18 protein-coding genes are annotated in these 16,800 nt (G+C 69.0%); 2 read left to right on the top strand and 16 right to left on the bottom strand.

The genetic code is table 11. From position 1 onward, the window contains the following. Nucleotides 1-46 precede the first annotated feature (46 nt). Nucleotides 47-388 (bottom strand): class I SAM-dependent methyltransferase, encoded by a 342-nt coding sequence (locus ABZ444_RS31955; RefSeq protein ID WP_358004910.1) that lies wholly within the window; start codon nucleotides 386-388, stop codon nucleotides 47-49. A 586-nt stretch (nucleotides 389-974) separates the two neighbouring features. On the opposite strand from ABZ444_RS31955, the gene ABZ444_RS31950 reads away from it, so the two are divergent. Then, nucleotides 975-1,805 carry a CPBP family intramembrane glutamic endopeptidase gene (locus ABZ444_RS31950; protein WP_358004907.1) on the top strand — a complete coding sequence of 277 codons (831 nt, stop codon included), beginning with the start codon at nucleotides 975-977 and terminating at the stop codon, nucleotides 1,803-1,805. Nucleotides 1,806-1,837: 32 nt separating this feature from the next. Here ABZ444_RS31950 and ABZ444_RS31945 read toward each other — a convergent pair whose 3' ends face one another. The 15 genes from ABZ444_RS31945 to pabB form a co-directional block, all read right to left on the bottom strand. Further along, a complete protein-coding gene (locus tag ABZ444_RS31945) occupies nucleotides 1,838-2,527 on the bottom strand; it encodes a response regulator transcription factor (RefSeq protein WP_358004904.1) in 690 nt (229 codons plus the stop codon). Beyond that, nucleotides 2,524-3,618: a histidine kinase gene (locus ABZ444_RS31940; protein ID WP_358004901.1), complete on the bottom strand. Its 1,095-nt coding sequence runs from the start codon at nucleotides 3,616-3,618 to the stop codon at nucleotides 2,524-2,526. The genes ABZ444_RS31945 and ABZ444_RS31940 overlap by 4 nt, the downstream gene beginning before the upstream one ends. Before the next feature lie 582 nt (nucleotides 3,619-4,200). Then, nucleotides 4,201-5,547 carry a hypothetical protein gene (locus ABZ444_RS31935; protein WP_358004898.1) on the bottom strand — a complete coding sequence of 449 codons (1,347 nt, stop codon included), beginning with the start codon at nucleotides 5,545-5,547 and terminating at the stop codon, nucleotides 4,201-4,203. 311 nt (nucleotides 5,548-5,858) lie between these two features. Beyond that, nucleotides 5,859-6,542, bottom strand: a complete 684-nt coding sequence (locus tag ABZ444_RS31930) for a hypothetical protein (protein WP_358004895.1) — start codon at nucleotides 6,540-6,542, stop codon at nucleotides 5,859-5,861. Beyond that, nucleotides 6,539-6,751, bottom strand: a complete 213-nt coding sequence (locus ABZ444_RS31925) for an MbtH family protein (RefSeq protein WP_358004892.1) — start codon at nucleotides 6,749-6,751, stop codon at nucleotides 6,539-6,541. Before ABZ444_RS31925 ends, ABZ444_RS31930 begins: the two co-directional genes overlap by 4 nt. A gap of 50 nt (nucleotides 6,752-6,801) precedes the next feature. Further along, complete coding sequence (locus ABZ444_RS31920) at nucleotides 6,802-7,014, bottom strand: phosphopantetheine-binding protein (protein ID WP_358004889.1); 213 nt, start codon at nucleotides 7,012-7,014, stop codon at nucleotides 6,802-6,804. A 72-nt stretch (nucleotides 7,015-7,086) separates the two neighbouring features. Beyond that, nucleotides 7,087-8,229, bottom strand: a complete 1,143-nt coding sequence (locus tag ABZ444_RS31915; RefSeq protein ID WP_358004886.1) for an ATP-grasp domain-containing protein — start codon at nucleotides 8,227-8,229, stop codon at nucleotides 7,087-7,089. Nucleotides 8,230-8,422: 193 nt separating this feature from the next. Then, the gene (locus ABZ444_RS31910; RefSeq protein WP_358004883.1) at nucleotides 8,423-9,181 is read right to left on the bottom strand and encodes a glycosyltransferase family 25 protein; all 759 of its coding nucleotides are present in this window, start codon (nucleotides 9,179-9,181) and stop codon (nucleotides 8,423-8,425) included. Nucleotide 9,182: 1 nt separating this feature from the next. Beyond that, nucleotides 9,183-10,253, bottom strand: a complete 1,071-nt coding sequence (locus tag ABZ444_RS31905; RefSeq protein WP_358004880.1) for a glycosyltransferase family 4 protein — start codon at nucleotides 10,251-10,253, stop codon at nucleotides 9,183-9,185. Continuing rightward, nucleotides 10,250-11,176, bottom strand: a complete 927-nt coding sequence (locus tag ABZ444_RS31900; protein WP_358004877.1) for a branched-chain amino acid transaminase — start codon at nucleotides 11,174-11,176, stop codon at nucleotides 10,250-10,252. The genes ABZ444_RS31905 and ABZ444_RS31900 overlap by 4 nt, the downstream gene beginning before the upstream one ends. Next, on the bottom strand, nucleotides 11,173-11,754 hold the full coding sequence (locus ABZ444_RS31895) for a hypothetical protein (protein ID WP_358004874.1): 582 nt from the start codon (nucleotides 11,752-11,754) through the stop codon (nucleotides 11,173-11,175). Before ABZ444_RS31895 ends, ABZ444_RS31900 begins: the two co-directional genes overlap by 4 nt. Further along, on the bottom strand, nucleotides 11,751-12,041 hold the full coding sequence (locus ABZ444_RS31890) for a chorismate mutase (RefSeq protein WP_358004871.1): 291 nt from the start codon (nucleotides 12,039-12,041) through the stop codon (nucleotides 11,751-11,753). The genes ABZ444_RS31895 and ABZ444_RS31890 overlap by 4 nt, the downstream gene beginning before the upstream one ends. Continuing rightward, a complete protein-coding gene (locus ABZ444_RS31885; protein ID WP_358004868.1) occupies nucleotides 12,034-13,011 on the bottom strand; it encodes a hypothetical protein in 978 nt (325 codons plus the stop codon). Before ABZ444_RS31885 ends, ABZ444_RS31890 begins: the two co-directional genes overlap by 8 nt. Next, the gene (locus ABZ444_RS31880) at nucleotides 12,998-13,474 is read right to left on the bottom strand and encodes a GNAT family N-acetyltransferase (RefSeq protein WP_358004865.1); all 477 of its coding nucleotides are present in this window, start codon (nucleotides 13,472-13,474) and stop codon (nucleotides 12,998-13,000) included. Before ABZ444_RS31880 ends, ABZ444_RS31885 begins: the two co-directional genes overlap by 14 nt. Continuing rightward, nucleotides 13,471-15,705: an aminodeoxychorismate synthase component I gene (pabB, locus tag ABZ444_RS31875; RefSeq protein WP_358004862.1), complete on the bottom strand. Its 2,235-nt coding sequence runs from the start codon at nucleotides 15,703-15,705 to the stop codon at nucleotides 13,471-13,473. The genes ABZ444_RS31880 and pabB overlap by 4 nt, the downstream gene beginning before the upstream one ends. A gap of 93 nt (nucleotides 15,706-15,798) precedes the next feature. Here pabB and ABZ444_RS31870 point away from each other — a divergent pair. Continuing rightward, a partial coding sequence (locus tag ABZ444_RS31870) for an AMP-binding protein (RefSeq protein ID WP_358004859.1) occupies nucleotides 15,799-16,800 on the top strand: 1,002 nt, incomplete at its 3' end.

Below are 16,800 nucleotides of genomic sequence, written 5' to 3'. Positions count from 1 at the left end.
CGGCGCGTCCGCGGCCAATGGTCCCCCTGACCAGTCGCCGGAGCGCTCAACGAGCCGGAGGCCGCCGAGCGAGAGGAGCAGCGGCAGCTCCTGCGAATGTGCGGCCCAGATCGAAGGCCCGCATGTCGCCCCGCGTCCATTCCGCCACCACACCGCGCTCGTCCGCCTTACGCCGGGCCTCGGCCGGCATGTCTGAGGAGAAGTCCAGGCCGACGCACGGATGCCCGTCCGAGGCGATGGGGATCAGCTTGTGCCCGGTGCCGCCACCCGAGTTCCAGCACGCGCCCGCCTTGCCGATCGGCGTATGCCCGGTAGGAGTCGACCGCGGGCCCGCCGCCCGGGAACATCGGGTCGTACAGCCTCGCGTGCGAGTAGACGCGTCACTCATCAAGCACCTCCCGTTTCCAAGCCGGGAGAACGGAGTCGCCCGGCAGATGGTGGCAGCGCAAGCCCTGGCCTACCGGGACGAGGTGGTGCCTTGTCTGCGCGCCGCCGGCCATGGCGCTCACCCGTTGACGCTGTCCGGTCTTGCCGACAAGCGGGGTGTGCTAGTGGTGCAGAAGACCCACGTCCAGGACAAACGTGTCCTGCGCGGTGGGTACCGGTGGCGCGACGGGTGAGAAGCGGGGCGATGGTGCCGGGGTGATGACGACTCGAGCACGCTTAGTTCCGTCACGGCCCGCGCGTGATCAAGCAGCCCCGGACCGGACGATGTCGGCGGCCTTCATCCGGGCGCTGCCGGTGCGAAGGGTCGGCGACGCGCGGGGACGGAAGCCGGGGCGGTTCCTGATCCCTCGTGAGAGCTACCGCTGTGTCCGTTCCAGGGGGATGGCATGCCTGGCTCCGATCCCTAACGTCTCTTAAGCCGCGGAAGACACCGCGGCCACTTGATCGAAAGGATCGCGATCGTGGCGTCCCCGGAGCATCCGAGAACCACCCCTTCGCACACCGGTCCGGCCCCGGGCCGTGGCCGGTTGCGCAGGTTCCGGTTCCCCGTCCTGCTGGTCGCGTTGTTCGGTGTGATGTCGGTGACGACCGGGATCAACCAACTCGTCTCGCCCGTACCGATCCTCGCTCTGCCGGTGGGGGTCGGCCTGGCCGTCATCGCTGTCGTCTGCTACCGCTGGTTGTGCCGGGCCGTCGAGCTCCGTCCGGACATCCCCGAACTCGGGAAGGCGCGGCGATGGTCCCAGCTGCGGCGCGGGATGTTGCTCGGGTCGGGCCTGTTCAGCGGGTTGATGGCGCTGATCGCGGTGTTCGGTGGCTGGCAGGAGCTGTCCTGGGGTTCCTTCGGCGGCTTCCTCGGCACCGCGGGGTTGATGGCGAGCGTCGCCGTGGCCGAAGAACTGCTGTTTCGCGGGGTGGTGTTCCGCATCATGGAGGAACGTACCGGCACTGTGATCGCCCTGGTCGTATCCATGCTGCTCTTCGGTGCGATGCACCTGGTCAACGCCAACGCCACCCTGTGGGGCGCGTTCGCGATCGCCTTGACGGGCGGAGCCATGCTGGCCGCCGCCTACGTCGCCACCCGCTCGCTGTGGCTGCCCATCGGCCTGCACTTCGCCTGGAACTTCGCCCAAGCCGGGATCTTCGGTGTCACGGTCTCCGGATCGGCCGTGCCGCCCGAGGGCCTGCTGAACGTCACGCTGTCCGGCCCGACCGCGCTGACCGGCGGCGTCTTCGGCCCTGAGGCCAGCCTTTTCGCGCTGCTGGTCTGCATGGTGCCCACGATTCTCCTGCTGCGGCGGGCCGCCCGCGCCGGCCGGATCCGGCCTCGACCGCACCGCGCCACGCTCTCCGCCTGACCGCAAGGAGGCCGGCGGGCGGGGGCGCCGCGTCAACCCTGATCGGCGGACACCAATCCCACCCGGTAGGCGAGCACGACCGCCTGTACGCGGTCGCGCAGGTCGAGTTTCGTCAGGATCCGCGACACGTACGTCTTGACGGTCTCGGTGCTGATGGACAGTCGCGTGGCGATCTCCGCGTTGGACAGGCCCTGGGCGAGCTGTTCGAGCACTTCCAGCTCCCGCTGGGTCAGTGCCCGCACGACCTGCTGCAGGGCCGGCCGGGCGGAGTCGTTGGGGCGCAGGCGCTCGGCGAAGTGGCCGATGAGTGCCCGGGTGACGGCGGGCGCGAGCAGGGAGTCGCCACGCGCGACGGTGCGTACGCCGTCCACCAGTTCCTTCGGTCGCGCATCCTTGAGCAGGAAGCCGCTGGCGCCCGCCCTGAGTGCTTCGTAGGCGTACTCGTCGACGTTGAACGTGGTCACCACCAGCACCTTGACCGGAGCGGCGACGCCTGGCCCGGCCAGTCGCCTGGTGACCTCGATGCCGTCCAGGACGGGCATCCGGATGTCCATCACGACGACGTCCGGCAGCAGCCGCCGGGCGGCCTCTAGCGCCGCGCGGCCGTCCGCGGCATCCCCGACGACCTCCATGTCGGGCTGGGCGGAGAAGATCGTGGTGTAGCCGGTACGCACCAGCTCATGGTCCTCACAGATGAGCACCCGGATCGGCGTATCGGTCATGTGGTGCTCCTTGAGGGGATGAGAGCCCGGACGCTGAACCCGCCCCCGGGCCGGGCGCCGGCGGACAGCTCACCGTTCAGCATCTGGATGCGCCGGCGCAGCCCGTCCAGCCCCCGTCCCCCGGACGGCACGGCGGGACCTTCCGCCGGAGCGGACCCGTCGGTGGTCACCTCGATGTCGATGTGGCCGGCGCCGTGGTGGACCGTGACCCTGGTGGGCCGGCCCGTCGCATGCTTGATGGCGTTCGTGAGGGCTTCCTGAACCACCCGATACGCGGCCAGCTCGACGTCGACGGGCTGAGACAGACGCTCGCCGTGCTCGGTCAGTTCGACGGGCTGGCCGGAGACGCGGGCCTGTTCGACCAGGTCGGCAATACTGTCGAGGCCAGGCGTACGCCCCGTGAGCGCGTCGTCGCCGGTTGCCTCCAGCACGCCGAGCAGATGCCGAAGCTCCGTCAGCGCCCGCCGGCCGGCGTCGCTGATGGCGGCCAGCCCTTGCCCTGCGCGTTCCGGTGCGGCGCCGACCAGGAGCTGTGCAGCGTCGGCCTGCACCACGATGGCGGTTACGTGATGGGTGACCACGTCGTGCAGCTCACGGGCGATGCGGGCGCGTTCGTCGGCGCCGGCCGCCAGCGCGGCGAGCCGCCGCCGTTCGGCCTCCTCGGCCCGCCGTCGGCGCATCCCGGCTCCGGCCATCCAGATCACGACCAGAACCAGGTAGAAGGCGAGGAAGTCCGGGATCCGGTTGGGGGATCCCAGCCGGCTCAGGACGATCGCGAGTGCGGCGTAGCCGGCGCTCACCGCCGCCGCGAGCGTGCGACGGTGCCGGGGCTGTCGGGCTCCGGCCGTGAACAGGGCCAGGTAGAAGCCGATGCTGGCGAACGTCGGCGGATAGCAGAGCGTCTGATGAACGGCGAAGGCGGCGCCGACGACGGCCAGGCATGCCGCCGGGTGACGGCTGCGGAGCGCCAGCGGCGCCGACTGCGCCGCGGTCAGCACCACCGCCAAGGCGTCGGCCGGGCGCTTCGGCAGGTCACTGAGCTGCGCTCCGATGACGGACAGGGTAGGAACGAATGCCAGCGCGGTGAGCATCGCCGCGAGCGCGCCGTCCTTGACCGAGGACGGCCGGGCTCTCCACCAGGCCGGCCATGAGCGGACGGCGAGGGGAACGCGCGCGAACACCGGTGTAGTCTAACGGCCCTCTGCCCGTACCTGGGGCGCTCAGGGACCTGGTCGACGGCGACGCCGATGACGGACGGACGCACCTGCAAGGTGGTCACCGGGTCGGGGCAAGGGACGAGCGGCTTGCCTCTCGCCGGCCGTCAGCTTGCCGACGCCATCTCGTAGGTGGCGAGCAGCGCGGCCGTCCTCGCGGAAGCGCTTCCGACGGTCGCAGGTTCGAATCCTGCAGGACGCGCTTTGATCATGCTCTGACCTGCGCCTGTGTGACTCGTTCTGGAATTTTCGTCTAGCGGTTGCGTGCTCCGTACGCGCTCGGTTGCGCCCACCCCGCACACCCGATGATCATCGGGGCGGCGGCCCCGAGCGGCTGTACGAGCCCGCGGGGGACCGCCACACGGGCGTCGGCGGCTCGGGAACGGGCGGTGCGAAGCGCCGAGTCGCCACCGTCTACGTGCCCGTGTCCACCAGGCCGAGGAGGGACCTGGTCCGGTGTCAGGTCCACGGGCTCTTGGTCAGGACGGTCGACGTGCTGCGAGGCCGGTCGCCCGGCGGGGGAGTGGACGCCGGCGGGTGCACCTTGGCGGTCGACCAGTAGGCGTCCAGCTTGCCCTGCCCGGCGATCTCCTTGTCCTTCTTCGTCGCCTTCTTCTTGGCCGGGGGCTTCTCCTTGGGCAGGGTCACCTTCTCCTTGACGACGATGCTGGGGGTCGAGACGGTCCTTTTCCGCGGCGAGGTGACGGGGGTGTCGACGGGAGTGGTGGTGGTGATGCTCGACTTCGTCGACTTGCCGAAGATGTCCTTCTCCTTTCCGACGACCCTGGTGCCGGATCCCTCGGTGATGTAGACCTTCTTCCCGGCGGCCTGCAGCTTCTCGGCGGCGGCGCGGAGCCTGGGATGCACCCAATCGGGGGCCGCGCCTGGAAAGACGTAACGCAGGTGATGGGGCTGGGTCGGCAGTGAAAGCTTCCTGACGTAGTCATTGAGCTGTTCGTCGAAGTCTTTCGTGAGGTCCTTGCTGGGGCTCTGTTTGGTCCCGTACCCCTTGTACTCGCAGAAGCAGAGTGCGGGCTCCGGCTCTCCCGGGGTGAAGACCAGCTCGATGCTGTCCACTGATCTCCCCTTGGCGGAGTTCGGGATGGTGATCGATAGTTCGACGTCCTTGAGCAGATAGCTGCTGCGTGCCGCCAGCGTCTTGTTGATCTGGAAGATGTAGCCGCGCAGCTCCGCCCATTCGGCGGTGGCCGTACCTGCGTCGATCGCTTTCAGCAGCCTGTCGATGTTCTCCCGCATCCACACCAGTCTGCGGCCGTCGTCGAAGCCGTCCCTGTCGAGGACGGACAGCGCCTCGTCCAGCCAGGCGGTCGTCTCGGCGACCTGCTGCTTCGTGGGCACGGTCTCCATGCCCTTCTTCTTCGACCCCGGCAGCACGTACGCGTCCGCTTTCGGGCGGACGGCGAGGAGGTAGGCGCGGACCGTCGCGGTGAGTTCGTCGACCGTCGGGTCGGGGCCCTCGACGGCCTGCGTCTGCCGTTTGAGCAGGATCTTCGCCATCAGGGTCAGCTGCTTGAGCGAGAACTTCTTCATCGTCTGCAGGCCGGCCAAGGCGACGAGCTCATGCGTCTGCTGGGCGTAGTCGTACGTCGACGACCCCTCCTCCGTGCCGGCCATGATGCTCTCCGCGAGGGACTGGGCGGTGGTGGCCAGATCGTCCTTCGACGCCTTCTGCTTCTTGGTGGGCTTCGGCGGGTCCACGTCGAGGTTCGTGGTCGTCAGCGAGAGGGACGGGGTCAGGAACGACAACGACTGCTTGGGCTTGGTGATCGTGAACGGGTTCTCCACCGGGGACGGCGGCTTCTCCGTGCTCCCGGCGGGTGGGTACCGAGCCGTCGTCGATGGGGCCGCGGCAGGCCCAGAGATCATGTGCCGAAAAGCTGCCGAACTGGAGCGCCGTTACTCAGGACGGAAGGGGCTAAGTGCTGGCATCAGGTGCGGGATGAACAGTGGACATCGAGCGGCGCCGACCGCGGCGTGCTCACCTCACGCCAGACGGTGAACCGCTCGTTCGCCGGAAGCTCATCGGACGGGCGGTGCGCGTCGTGGAGACGGTCAGCACGGTGGCGGGTGGGACCGCCCGTCCGATGGGGCTGCGATCAGCTGGCGCGCTTGCGGGCGACCCCCCGAGGCGTGAATTCGAAGAGTCCCCAGCGTGCGGCCATCACCACCGCTTCCGTCCGGTTGCGCGCGCCTATCCGGTCGTACAGTTCGCGCAGCGAACGGTACATCTCCCGCTGCGAGTAGCACGCTCTCACGGCGAGTTCCGCGATGGTCGACCCGCCGGCGAGCGCCGCGATCCACTGCAGTTCCATGGAGCTGAGCTCGATGCCGGGCGGCGGCCCGCACCGGCGGTTCTCGGCGAGTTCTGATGCGATGGGAGCGGGAAACAGCGTGTAGTCGTTCAGTGCCGCTTCGAGCACCCGGGCGATTTCCTCGACAGGAGCGCGGTGATCGACCGCCGACCGGGCACCGCAGCGAAGGGCTCGGCTGTAGGTGGCCGGGTCGGGATCGACCAGGACCGCGACGATGCAGCGGTTCTTGGCCGTCCTGGCGCAGTGGAGCAGGAAGTCCCAGTCGGCGCTGTCTCGCAGGGCGAGGAGAAGGGGGGCGGCGTCGTCACCGGCCGACTGGGGAATCGTGGAGTATTCGTGCACTTCGTAGCCCTGGGCTCGGAGCAGCGAGGCCATCCCGCGAGCCGCGGCGGGTACGGAGTCGATCACTGTGACGCTGTGGTGCCTGGTCGTGATGAGACCGTCCAGGTCGTGCATGAGAACGGTCATGAATGCTGCTGACCCATCGCGATGCGCAGGCTGAGCGGACGCATGTCCGTCCAGACCACTTCGATCCTGTCCAGGCATTCGCTCTTCGAGCCGCTGGTGCCCTCGTCGTGCCAGCCCAACGGGTTCGTCCGATCGGCCGGCCAGATGGAGTACTGCTGCTCGTCGTTGAAAACGACCTTGTAGCGGGTGGTCGCCTCGTTCTCTGTCACTCTTCCTCCTGGCACGCAGGCGTACGAAAAGCCTGCCGGGTGGTGCGGTTTCACGAATGTCCGTTGACCCGTCCGGATATGAGCCTGCCGATGCCTTCGCAGGTCGGCTGCTGGAACATCTCGCTCAGGCTGATGAGGGCGCCTGTGCGCTTCCGCAGGGCCGCCAGTGTCCTTGCCGCGTCCATGGAGTCGCCGCCCAGCTCGAAGAAGTCGTCCTCCGCGCGGAAGTCGGTCCTGCGCAGGGTGTCTTCCCAGATTTCCATGACCACACGGGTCATCTCCGCTTCTGCGTCTGTCACGTGTCGGCCCTTTCCTGTCCTTGTGCTGTGGGCGTGTCACTGCCCGTCGGCGTACTCCACCTGAATGGCGTCGACGTGCGCGGAGGCCGCGTCCAGGGCGGCTTCCTGGGTGGGCGCCAGTGAGATCGCGTAGGCGAGGTGGGAGTCGCGCGGCAGCGGAGGGAGCCGTTCGGGGTCGCGGGTCGCGGTTTCGACGACGGCCGAGGCGGTGACGGCGGGTTCCGTGATCCGCTTGACCCGTCCACTGCGGTCGGTGAGCAGATCGCGCAACACGGAGTAGCCGTGGTGGGGGAGCGGCCCCGGCCATGGCCGGGGCTCGCCGAGGTAGATCCGCTGGTAGGCGTCGACGACGTCGAACCCCGTGGCGAGCTGGATCAGCCTTCTGAGTCCGCCTCCCGGCAGGCGCGGGTTGATCTCGATGAGCGCCGGACGGTCCGCTCCCATCTTGAACTCGATGTGGGCGGCCCCCCTCCGGTGTCCGACGGCGTTCAACCAGGAGATGAGGGTCTCCTCGACGGTGTGGTCGAGTTCGGGCCCGAAGCTCCACGGGAAGATGTGCCCGATCTCCCTGCGGACGGGGGGCGGGGTCATCAGGGCGGTGTTGGTCACGCCCAGCAACCGCCAGCGCCCCTCGATGTCGTCCCAGATCAGTTCGCCGCTGTACTCGGGTCCTTCGACGTACTCCTCCACCAGGATCGAGGGGACGCTCTCGGCGCCGCCGCTGGTCGCCCGGTAGTAGATGATCGCCTCGTCCACGGCGGCGACGTAGCTCTCGTCGTCGTGGCAGACCGACACGCCGTAGCTGGCCCGTCCCACCACCGGCTTGACGACGCACGGGTAGCCGACGGGGGAGGTGTCCCCGGCGTTCTCCGCGACCCGTACCGCGTAGGTGACCGGATGGCCGAGCGGGTTGGTCATCTCACGGGTGCGGTCCTTGAAGACGCAGTTCTCGATGCCGGCGGGGTCGGCGCCCGGCAGGCCCAGGTGCTGGGCGAGCAGAGCGGCGTTCATGAGGTGCGCGTCGCTGTAGGAGATCACACCCGCGAGATCGTGCCCTGAATAGCGCGTCAGCAGATCGGGCAGGCTCATGGTGCTGACCGCGTCGACACCGCTGAATCGGTGGAACAGGTCCAATTCCGCGGCCAGTGGTTTCGGGTTCGTCTGGAACTCGAAATCCATGCTCTTGTCGGGATACTGGGCCGCTAATCGAATGTGCCGGCCCTGGGAAAGGGCAAGTGCCGCGCCATAGGAAGCGTAATCGCTGAAACCTAGTTCGATATACAGGAGCTCGCGCAATTGAGCCTCCATACTCCGTGTGTAATGTACAATTTCATCGGCCCTGAAGGATGGTAGGCAGGGGCTGTAGATCTTGTCAAGAAGTCCCGTTTGGCCAGGTTGTGGCCGCTGTGGTAGGCAGGAATGCCGAATCTTCCGTATCGCTGCCCGCCTCGTCCTTGTCGAGCTGCTCCACCAATGGAGGGTCGAAGGCGAGTGCGGAAATACACCGCGGGAACCGCGCCCTGACGTCCGTGCGGGGATGGTCGGCATACATGGCGGGCAAGAACTCATCGATGGGGATGATGGCCTTTTCCAGTTCCGCCGCCAGAAGTGTGATGATCGCCGGGCGGCTCAGGATGTACCCGTATGTGCAGTGGCTGTAACCGGGACTGACCATTCCCGGCAGATATGGCCGGTCCGGCTCCAGCGGGACCCGGCCGAGATAGACCAGGCCGAGCTCATCGGCACCGCCCAGTGCGGCCGCGGCCGCCGTCAGCCGGTCGACGAAACCGTCGGCCAGGACGGCGTCGTCCTCGAGAACCAGCGCGTAGGACGTGCCGGTGGTCAGAGCGTGGCGCCAGCAGGCGAGATGGCTGAGGGTGCAGCCGATCTCGCCGAGCTTGAGCGGCCGGTTCCACCAGGGGTTGGCCGACTCGATCTGCCACGGAAAAGGTGACACGGAGTGGCGTTCGAGCAGATCGGGGGAAAGATCGTGCCCGTCGAAGGGCCCTGTCCAGTCGGAGGTGAACATCGCCGGCATTTCTGGCGGCAGCATGTGCTCCATCCGTGCCCGCCGGTCGGGCCGTCTGCGCAGGTTGACAACATATGTCTGCATTTGGGAGAGCTCGAACATGTCACCTCTTCTCGTGGACGGCGATCACGCGCCGGTAGAGCGCCTCATAGCGCTGGGCCATCAGCCCGGCCGAGAACCGATCCTCTGCGGCTCTTCTGCAGGCGGCCGGTGAGATCTCCGCCGTCCGCCCGGCGAAGTAGGCGAGCTCGTCCACGTCCGCGGCGAGAAAGCCCGTCACGCCGTGCTCGACGATCTCGGCCGTCGCTCCCCTCCGCAGTCCGACGACCGGTGTGCCGCAGGCCAGGGACTCGATGACGGTCAGGCCGAAGGGCTCGTCCCAGTTGGTCGGGACGAGTGTGCAGCGCGCGTTGCCGTACAACTCGACCTTGGCCTCGAAGCCCACCTCGCCGACCAGTTCCACGTCGTCGCCGAGCAAGGGCTTCACCTTGTCGCGCAGGTAGCGGGCCTCGTATCCGAACTGCACCTCCTTGGTGGCGATGAGCAGTCGCAGCCCGGCCTTCCTGGCGGCGTGGATCGCCAGGTCGACGCCCTTGCCGTTCATCATCCGCCCGATGAACAACGCGTAGTCGCCCTTGAGCGGCTGGAAGCGGAACCCCTCGATGTCCAGCCCGTGGTGGATGACCTGGGCATACCTGAGCTCTGGTGTGGTCGCCCGCTGGGCCGCGCTGAGGGCCACCAGGCCCACCTGCTCATGGACCATGCGGTAGAGCGACCGCAGCGGCTCGTCCGCGGGTGTGGAGTGCACGGTGTGCACCACCGGGCGGGTGGTCGCGGCGAACGCCCCGATCGCCGGGCCGAAGGGGTCGGTGTGATCGTGAACGATGTCGAACTCCCCGGCGTCCCGATAGGCGTGCACCACGTGGTGGAGTTCGAGTGTCGGATCCTCCAGGGACTTCTCCCAGCCAGGAGCCTGTGGGAGGAAGCTGCGCAGCCTGGCCTTGGTCACGGCATCGCCCGGCGCGTACAGGGTCACGTCGTGCCCTCGGCGTACCAGCTCCTCCGTGAGGACGCTGACCATCAGCTCGGTCGCGCCGTACGCGACAGGAGGGGTGCGTTGCCAGATCGGGGAGATGAGCGCGATCCGCAGCGGCCGCTCGGCCGGGCCGTTCACCGGGCGCCCGCTCTGACGTCGCCGACCGCGTCCAGCCAGCCGTGGTGTTCCGGCACGCGAGCGCGGACGACGTCCTCGAAGCGTTCCGTCAGGGCCGCTGTCACCGGGCCCGGTGCGTGGAAGGTGGAGCCGTCCAGTTGACCGACCGGGACGATGCGGGCGCCCGTCCCGGTGAGCAGGATCTCGTCCGCCTGATGGAGGTCCGCGGGACGCAGGGGGTGTTCGGCGGTGTCAACGCCGAGGCCGGTCGCGATGGTACGGATCGTGTCGCGGGTCATCCCGTCCAGCAGGTGATCGTCCGCGATCGGGGTCAGCAGGCGACCGCCACGGACCACGAAGACGTTCATGGCGCTGGCCTCGCAGACCAGCCCGCGCTCGTCGAGCATGATCGCTTCGTCGAAGCCCCGTTCGGCGGCCTCGGACTTGGCCAGCAGAGAGTTCAGGTAGTGACCGGCCGCCTTGGCGCGCGGCACGAGTGACGCGGGGGAGATCCGCGTCCACGGGGAGACGGTGACGCGGACGCCGTGCGAGCCGGCGAAGTAGTGGTCGAGCCGCCAGGCGGCGACGGCCACGTCCAGGGTGCTCCCCGTGCTGTCCAGGGCCATGGACCCCGGCCCTCTGAAGGCCATCGGACGTACGTACAGATCTCCGCCGCCGTGCGCGCGCACCACCTCGTGCACCGCGGCGCGCAGGGACTGCCGCGACAGCGGCAGCCGCATGCCGTACGCCTCGGCGGAGCGTCGCAGCCGGTCGAGATGATCGTCCAGCCGGAAGAGCGCGCAGCCGAGCCGCCCCTCATAGGCGCGCAGCCCTTCGAAGACGGTGGTGCCGTAATGCAGGGCGTGGCTCATGAGGGGCACGGTCGCCTCGGAGGCGTGCTTGACGGTGCCGTCGTGCCACACCAGCGCGTCGACGGGGCTCATGACCGCGCGCTCGCGTAGAGGTCGGCGCGGACGAGCCCGGTCAGCTCGTCGCGGTGCTCCACTGCCCGCCCGTAGACCAGCCAGCCGGTGTCCACCGGGCCGATGCGTTCGATCACGACCAACCGGTCCGGGTTCTCGTGCGCCCAGGACAGGTGGGTGAGCCCCGCCTCGTACCGGCCGGTCAGCAGGCCCTGGCCGATCAGCGGCTTGGCGCGTACGGAGATCAGTTCCGGCCACTCGCCCGGACGCAGGTAGCCGACGGTGGCCGGCATGACCGCGAGGTTGCGGGGGTCGGGAACGTCCGCGCGGCGGAGGATCGCCATGGGTTTGGTGGGGGCGACGAAGCAGTCCACGACCCTGACCTCGGCCCAGTACCGCTCGGTCACGGTCGCGACGTCGGGGTGGGCGGTGTTCTGCAGCAGGAAGCAGTCCTCGGTGCCCCGTACCGTCTCCAGGCCGTCGAGCAGGTCGTCCACCAGGAGGATCCGCGCCTCCGGGATGCCCTGGAAGGTCAGATATCGGCGGAGCGTGTACTCGTGGTCGGTCCCCTCCGGACCGAGGGTGACGAAGGTGGTCACCTGATCTCCCCTGGCGCGTCGATGATCGTGTCCTCGAGCCCGCAGGTGGCCTGGAGCAGCAGGTCGACGAAGGACTGGGTGAAGTCGGGCGGCGTGCCCTGTTCCGCGCCGCGTCTGCGGTAGTGCTCGTGCACGTGCGTGACCCGGTCGGTCTGCATCATCGGGATGGACTCCGCCCGCTTCAGCTCGCCGACCCTCCTGACCACCTCGAACCGCTGGGCGAGCCGGGTGGCGATCTCCTCGTCGAGCACGTCGATACGCTCGCGCAGCCGGGTCAGCTCATCCATGGGCACCACGCTTTCCAGGCAGATCGCCGGATAGTCCTTGTCCGAATTCCGCAGCGCATTCGCTCAGGAAGCCGCGCCGGTATCCGCCTTCCTGCACGATGCAGATCGGCCAGCCGGGGGCGGCGACGGCCTCGGCCACCAGGCCGTACACCTGTGGCGAAAGGGTCCAGCCGCCGTGCGGATCACCGATCAGGGTGTCGAAGCCGAGGGACAGAACCAGCGTGTCGGTGCCCTCGTCGGCCAGGCGCCGCGTCAGTTCGGCCACCGCGGTCACGTACTCCTGCTCGGACGGCGCCCGCGTCATGTCGAAGCACAGGTCGGCGCAGACCCCCGCGAGGTCGTCGGTCCACGGGTAGTGCTCCAGCGTGGCGGCGTGGACGGACGCGTAGGGGCGCCCGGGACGCCCGGCGAGAATGGCCGCTGTTCCGTTGCCGATGTGGAAGTCGAGATCCAGGACGCCGGGACTGCGGCCATGCCCGGCCAAGGCTTCGACGGCGACGGCGGCGTTGTTCAGGAAGCAGTAGCCGCCCAGCCAGGCGGGACCCGCGTGGTGACCGGGCGGCCGGCAGAGCGCGTAGGCGGCCTGCCCGCCCTCGGCGACGACCGCGGCGGCCGTCAGCGCCGTCCGTGCCCCTTCCCGGGCGGCCCGGTAGGTGCCCGCCTGCAGCGGGGTGTCCTGGACGACGCCGGGTGCGGCGCGATCCCCGGGGACGAGATACTCCCCCTCGGGCAGCTGGGCGCTGACCGTCTCCAGGTAGCGAAGGTAGCCCGGGTCGTGGACGGCGGACAGGACCTCGTCCAGGTCGTCGTCGGAGGCACCGGCCGTGGCCGTGGCCCAGCCCGAACGCCTCAGCCCGTCGGCGATCTCCGCCGTGCGCCCGTCGTCCTCGGCGCCGGCCACCCGCCCGCCCCGCCTGTCCAGGGTCCAGGGCTGGGCGGGAGGGGTGCCTCTCTGCTCAACCGTCAGCATCGGTGATCACCTTCCTCATGCGCAGCCCGAGGTCCGCAAAGCCCCAGGACAGGTAGCTCCGATGGGCGTTCGCGAAGGACGCCGACTCCGGCCGGGGCAGGCCCACCTCGACGACGGCGCAGCCGTGTGCTCCGGCCTCCTCGGACAGGGCCGCCACGAGCGCGCCTGCCACCCCTCGGCCGCGCGCGGCGGGCTCGACCCAGAGCTCCTGGATGACGGCGTACGGTCCGCCCGTGCGGACGGCGAGCTGGTAGCTGGCCGTGGCCACACCCAGCGGTCGCCCGTGGTCGTCCACCGCCATCAGCGCCACTCCCGCCTCCTTGCCGACGACCAGGTCATGGGCCGCCCGCGAAGCCCGCGGGATCACCGTCGGCTCGCCGCGGAGCTCGCCGACCAGGCTCTGCACCGCGGCGACGAGATAGGGGACGTCCTCCGGGGTGACGTGGCGTACCGACCCGTTCACGCTTGCCTCGCTTCCGCGTACGTCGTGGTGATGTCCCGTCGGTGCCTGGCGATGGCCATCGCCCTGGCGGGTGCCGTGGCCTTCAGTACGGCCTCGTCGTACTCGGCGTCGGGGTCGGACTGGGCGACGATGGCGCCGCCGGTGCCGATGGTGGTGCCCGAGGGGTCGGCCACCACGGTGCGGATGACCACGGAGAGGTCGGCCGTGCCGTTGAGCGACAGGAACCCGATGGAGCCGGCGTACACCCCGCGGGCGCTGTCCTCCAGCCGGTCGATGATCTGCATGGTGCGCACCTTGGGCGCGCCCGTCATCGAGCCGGCCGGGAACGCCGCCCGCAGGGCGTCGACCGAGGTGAGCTCGGGGCGAAGGCGGCCGCGGACGGTGGAGACGAGCTGGTGGACGGTCTCGTAGCTCTCGACACGCATGAGGTCGGGCACGTGGACGGTCCCGATCGCGCTGACCCTGCCCAGGTCGTTGCGGACCAGATCGACGATCATCAGGTTCTCCGCCCTGGTCTTCTCGTCCAGGGTCAGCGCCCGCGCGTTGTCCAGGTCGGCCTGGGCGTCGGCGGAGCGTGGCATCGTTCCCTTGATCGGCTTCGATTCGATCCACCGCTCCCGGTCGACCCGCAGGAATCGCTCGGGGGAGGAGGAGAGGATCTCGACCTCGTCGAAGCGCAGGTACGCGGCGTACGGCGCCGGATTGATCCGCCGCAGGACCCGGTAGACGTCCAGCGAGGGAAGGTCGAGCGGCTCGGTACGTACCCGGCCGGTGAAGCAGATCTCGTAGCTCTCGCCCCCGCGGATCTCCTCCAGGCAGGCGCGGACGGCGGCGAGGTAGGCCGCCCGCCCCGCACCCGGCCGGACAGGATCCGGATGGATGTCGGCAGGCGGATCCGGCTCCGTCGGCCGCACCGCCGCCAGCAGCCGGACGGTCTCCTCGAACCAGGTCCGGGCGGCGTCCGCCACACCGTCCTCGCTCAACGCGACAAGATAGACCCGTCGCTCTTCGTGATCGAATGCGACGAACCTGTCAGCGAAAACCAGGCAGGCGTCGGGATGAGGCGAACGATGCCTGGCCGAACCGCCGCAGTCGGCCTTCAATTCATAGCCGAAATAGCCGACGAATCCGCCGACGAAATCGAAGGGCAGTTCTTCGTGGACCACGCCTCTCGCCAGCGCGGCTTTCAGATACGCGAAGAGCGTGCCCGGCTCGACGGCTTTTCCTGCGGCGGACCGGACGTGCACTTCTTCGCGGCCGACCCGGTATTCGACCAGCCGGGAGAGAGGGCCGCCGTGGGCGCCGACAAAGGAGAACCGGGCCCGCCCGGATTCTGCGCGGCTGCTGTCCAGCCAGAACGCCACCTGGGTCGTCTCGTGCAATGCCGAGAACACCGTCTCGGGGTCCAGCCATTCCTTCAGCGTCGCCACGTGCGCGTGGTACGGCGCAGGCGCCGGCTCCGGCCCGCCCGGGTCGGCGGGAAGCGGACGCGGGCCGCGGGCGGCTCCGGCGGGTCTGCTCAGGTCCCTGAAGTTCTCCAGCAGCCGCATCCCGTGCTCCGTCGCGATGGACTCCGGGTGGAACTGCACGCCCCACTGCGGCCTGAACCGGTGCCGCAACGCCATCACCAGCCCGTCCGACGTCCACGCGACCGCCTCCAACGAGGCGGGCAGGGGCTCGGAGACGATCCAGGAGTGGTAGCGCACCACGCGGAACCCGGCGGGCACGCCGGCGAACAACTCGCGGCCGTCGTGCCAGACACGGCTCAGCCGGCCGTGCATCGGCTCGGGTGCGAGTTCGACCATGCCGTCCGCCACGGCCGCCATTCCCTGATGTCCGAGGCACACGCCGAGAACGGGAATGTCGGCCTGGCGCAGGACCTCCGCGCACACGCCGAAATCGCCGGGCCGCGAAGGGTGGCCGGGGCCGGGGGACAACACGATGTTGTCGAACCGCATGGCCGACAATTCACGCCACGTCGTGGAGTCGTTGTGAATGACGGTCGGTTCGCAGCCGTTGGCCTCGGCCAGCATCTGAAAGAGATTGAAGGTATACGAATCGTAGTTGTCAATCAGAAGTGTACGCATCCGCGACTTTCCCTTTGAGCATGGAACTCCTCGGTCCCACGCCCTTGTTGATATCAGCCGCGGTTTACCCTCGGCAACGCTCGAAGAAGTCAACCGGCGTGACCGCGCCAGCACACGCGAATATCTCTGCCAGGTTTTTGGCACACCTCTGCCGATGCTTGCCCTATCTCCCCTCCGTGGATTCCGAAAAGATATGGCCCGGTCGCTTTCTTTCGTCGCGAACTCAAGGAGGCGCGATTGACCAGGCTGAGCCAGCCGGAGATTGTCCGCATGTTTCTCGCCGAGACCGTGGCCCGCCCCGAGGCGCCCGCGATCATCGGCACGGACGGGAGCCACCTGACCTACCGGCAACTCGACTCCGTCACCGCCGCGCTGGCCGGATGGCTGGCCGCCCGCGGCGTCGGACGGGGTGATCTGGTGGGGGTCCGGCTACCGCGTGGCCCGGAACTGATCACGGCGATGTTCGGCGTCCTGCGGGCGGGCGCGGCCTACGTGCCGATCGATCCCGCGTATCCGCCCGAGCGGACGGCCCAGATCGTGGCGGACGCCGACTGTGCGCTCATCCTGGACGAGCTTCCGCAGGATCTGCCGCACCGGACCGCACCGGCTGTCGCCACGCACCCCGCCGAGCTGGCCTACGTGATCTACACCAGTGGAAGCAGCGGCCGGCCCAAGGGCGTCATGATCAGCCACGCCGCCATCGGCACGTACGCCGGCGCCATGGCGGCGGAGTACGGCGTCGGTCCCGACGATCGGTGGTTGCAGTTCTCGTCGACCAGCTTCGACGCCAGCATCGAGGACATCGTGCTGACGCTGACGTCGGGCGCCGCGCTCGTGCCGCGCACCGACGAGATGCTCGATCCCGCCCAGCTGCTGACCGCCTGCGATCGGCTCGGGATCACCGTCGTGAACCTGCCGACGGAGTTCTGGCACCAGCTCGTCGGAGTGCTGGCGGCCGGCGCGCCCGTTCCCCGATCCCTTCGCCTGGTCCTCATCGGCGGCGAGAAGGCCAGGTCAGGGCCGGTCCAGACGTGGCTGTCCGACGGGCGCCTGCGGCACATCAGGCTGGTCAACGGCTACGGCCCCACGGAGGCCACGATCGCGGCGACCATCCAGACGGTCGAGGACCTCGACGCCGGCCAGACGGTGCCGATCGGGTCGCCGGTTCCGGGTGTCGAGGTGCATGTGCTGGATGATCGTCTGGATCCGGTGCCGGTGGGTCATGCCGGGCAGATCTTC

This window comes from Nonomuraea sp. NPDC005730, from assembly GCF_040630865.1.
In the GTDB taxonomy this organism is placed as follows: Bacteria; Actinomycetota; Actinomycetes; order Streptosporangiales; family Streptosporangiaceae; genus Nonomuraea.
This window is presented reverse-complemented; position numbering and strand designations above follow the sequence as displayed.

Excerpts from the sequence above, each read along its gene's own strand:
- ABZ444_RS31910 (WP_358004883.1), bottom strand. The coding sequence starts at position 9,181 with ATGTTCGAGCTCTCCCAAATGCAGACATATGTTGTCAACCTGCGCAGA.
- ABZ444_RS31940 (WP_358004901.1), bottom strand. The coding sequence starts at position 3,618 with ATGCTCACCGCGCTGGCATTCGTTCCTACCCTGTCCGTCATCGGAGCG.
- ABZ444_RS31955 (WP_358004910.1), bottom strand. The coding sequence starts at position 388 with ATGAGTGACGCGTCTACTCGCACGCGAGGCTGTACGACCCGATGTTCC.
- ABZ444_RS31890 (WP_358004871.1), bottom strand. The coding sequence starts at position 12,041 with ATGGATGAGCTGACCCGGCTGCGCGAGCGTATCGACGTGCTCGACGAG.
- ABZ444_RS31920 (WP_358004889.1), bottom strand. The coding sequence starts at position 7,014 with ATGGAAATCTGGGAAGACACCCTGCGCAGGACCGACTTCCGCGCGGAG.
- ABZ444_RS31930 (WP_358004895.1), bottom strand. The coding sequence starts at position 6,542 with ATGACCGTTCTCATGCACGACCTGGACGGTCTCATCACGACCAGGCAC.
- ABZ444_RS31885 (WP_358004868.1), bottom strand. The coding sequence starts at position 13,011 with ATGCTGACGGTTGAGCAGAGAGGCACCCCTCCCGCCCAGCCCTGGACC.
- ABZ444_RS31900 (WP_358004877.1), bottom strand. The coding sequence starts at position 11,176 with ATGAGCCCCGTCGACGCGCTGGTGTGGCACGACGGCACCGTCAAGCAC.
- ABZ444_RS31945 (WP_358004904.1), bottom strand. The coding sequence starts at position 2,527 with ATGACCGATACGCCGATCCGGGTGCTCATCTGTGAGGACCATGAGCTG.
- ABZ444_RS31915 (WP_358004886.1), bottom strand. The coding sequence starts at position 8,229 with ATGGATTTCGAGTTCCAGACGAACCCGAAACCACTGGCCGCGGAATTG.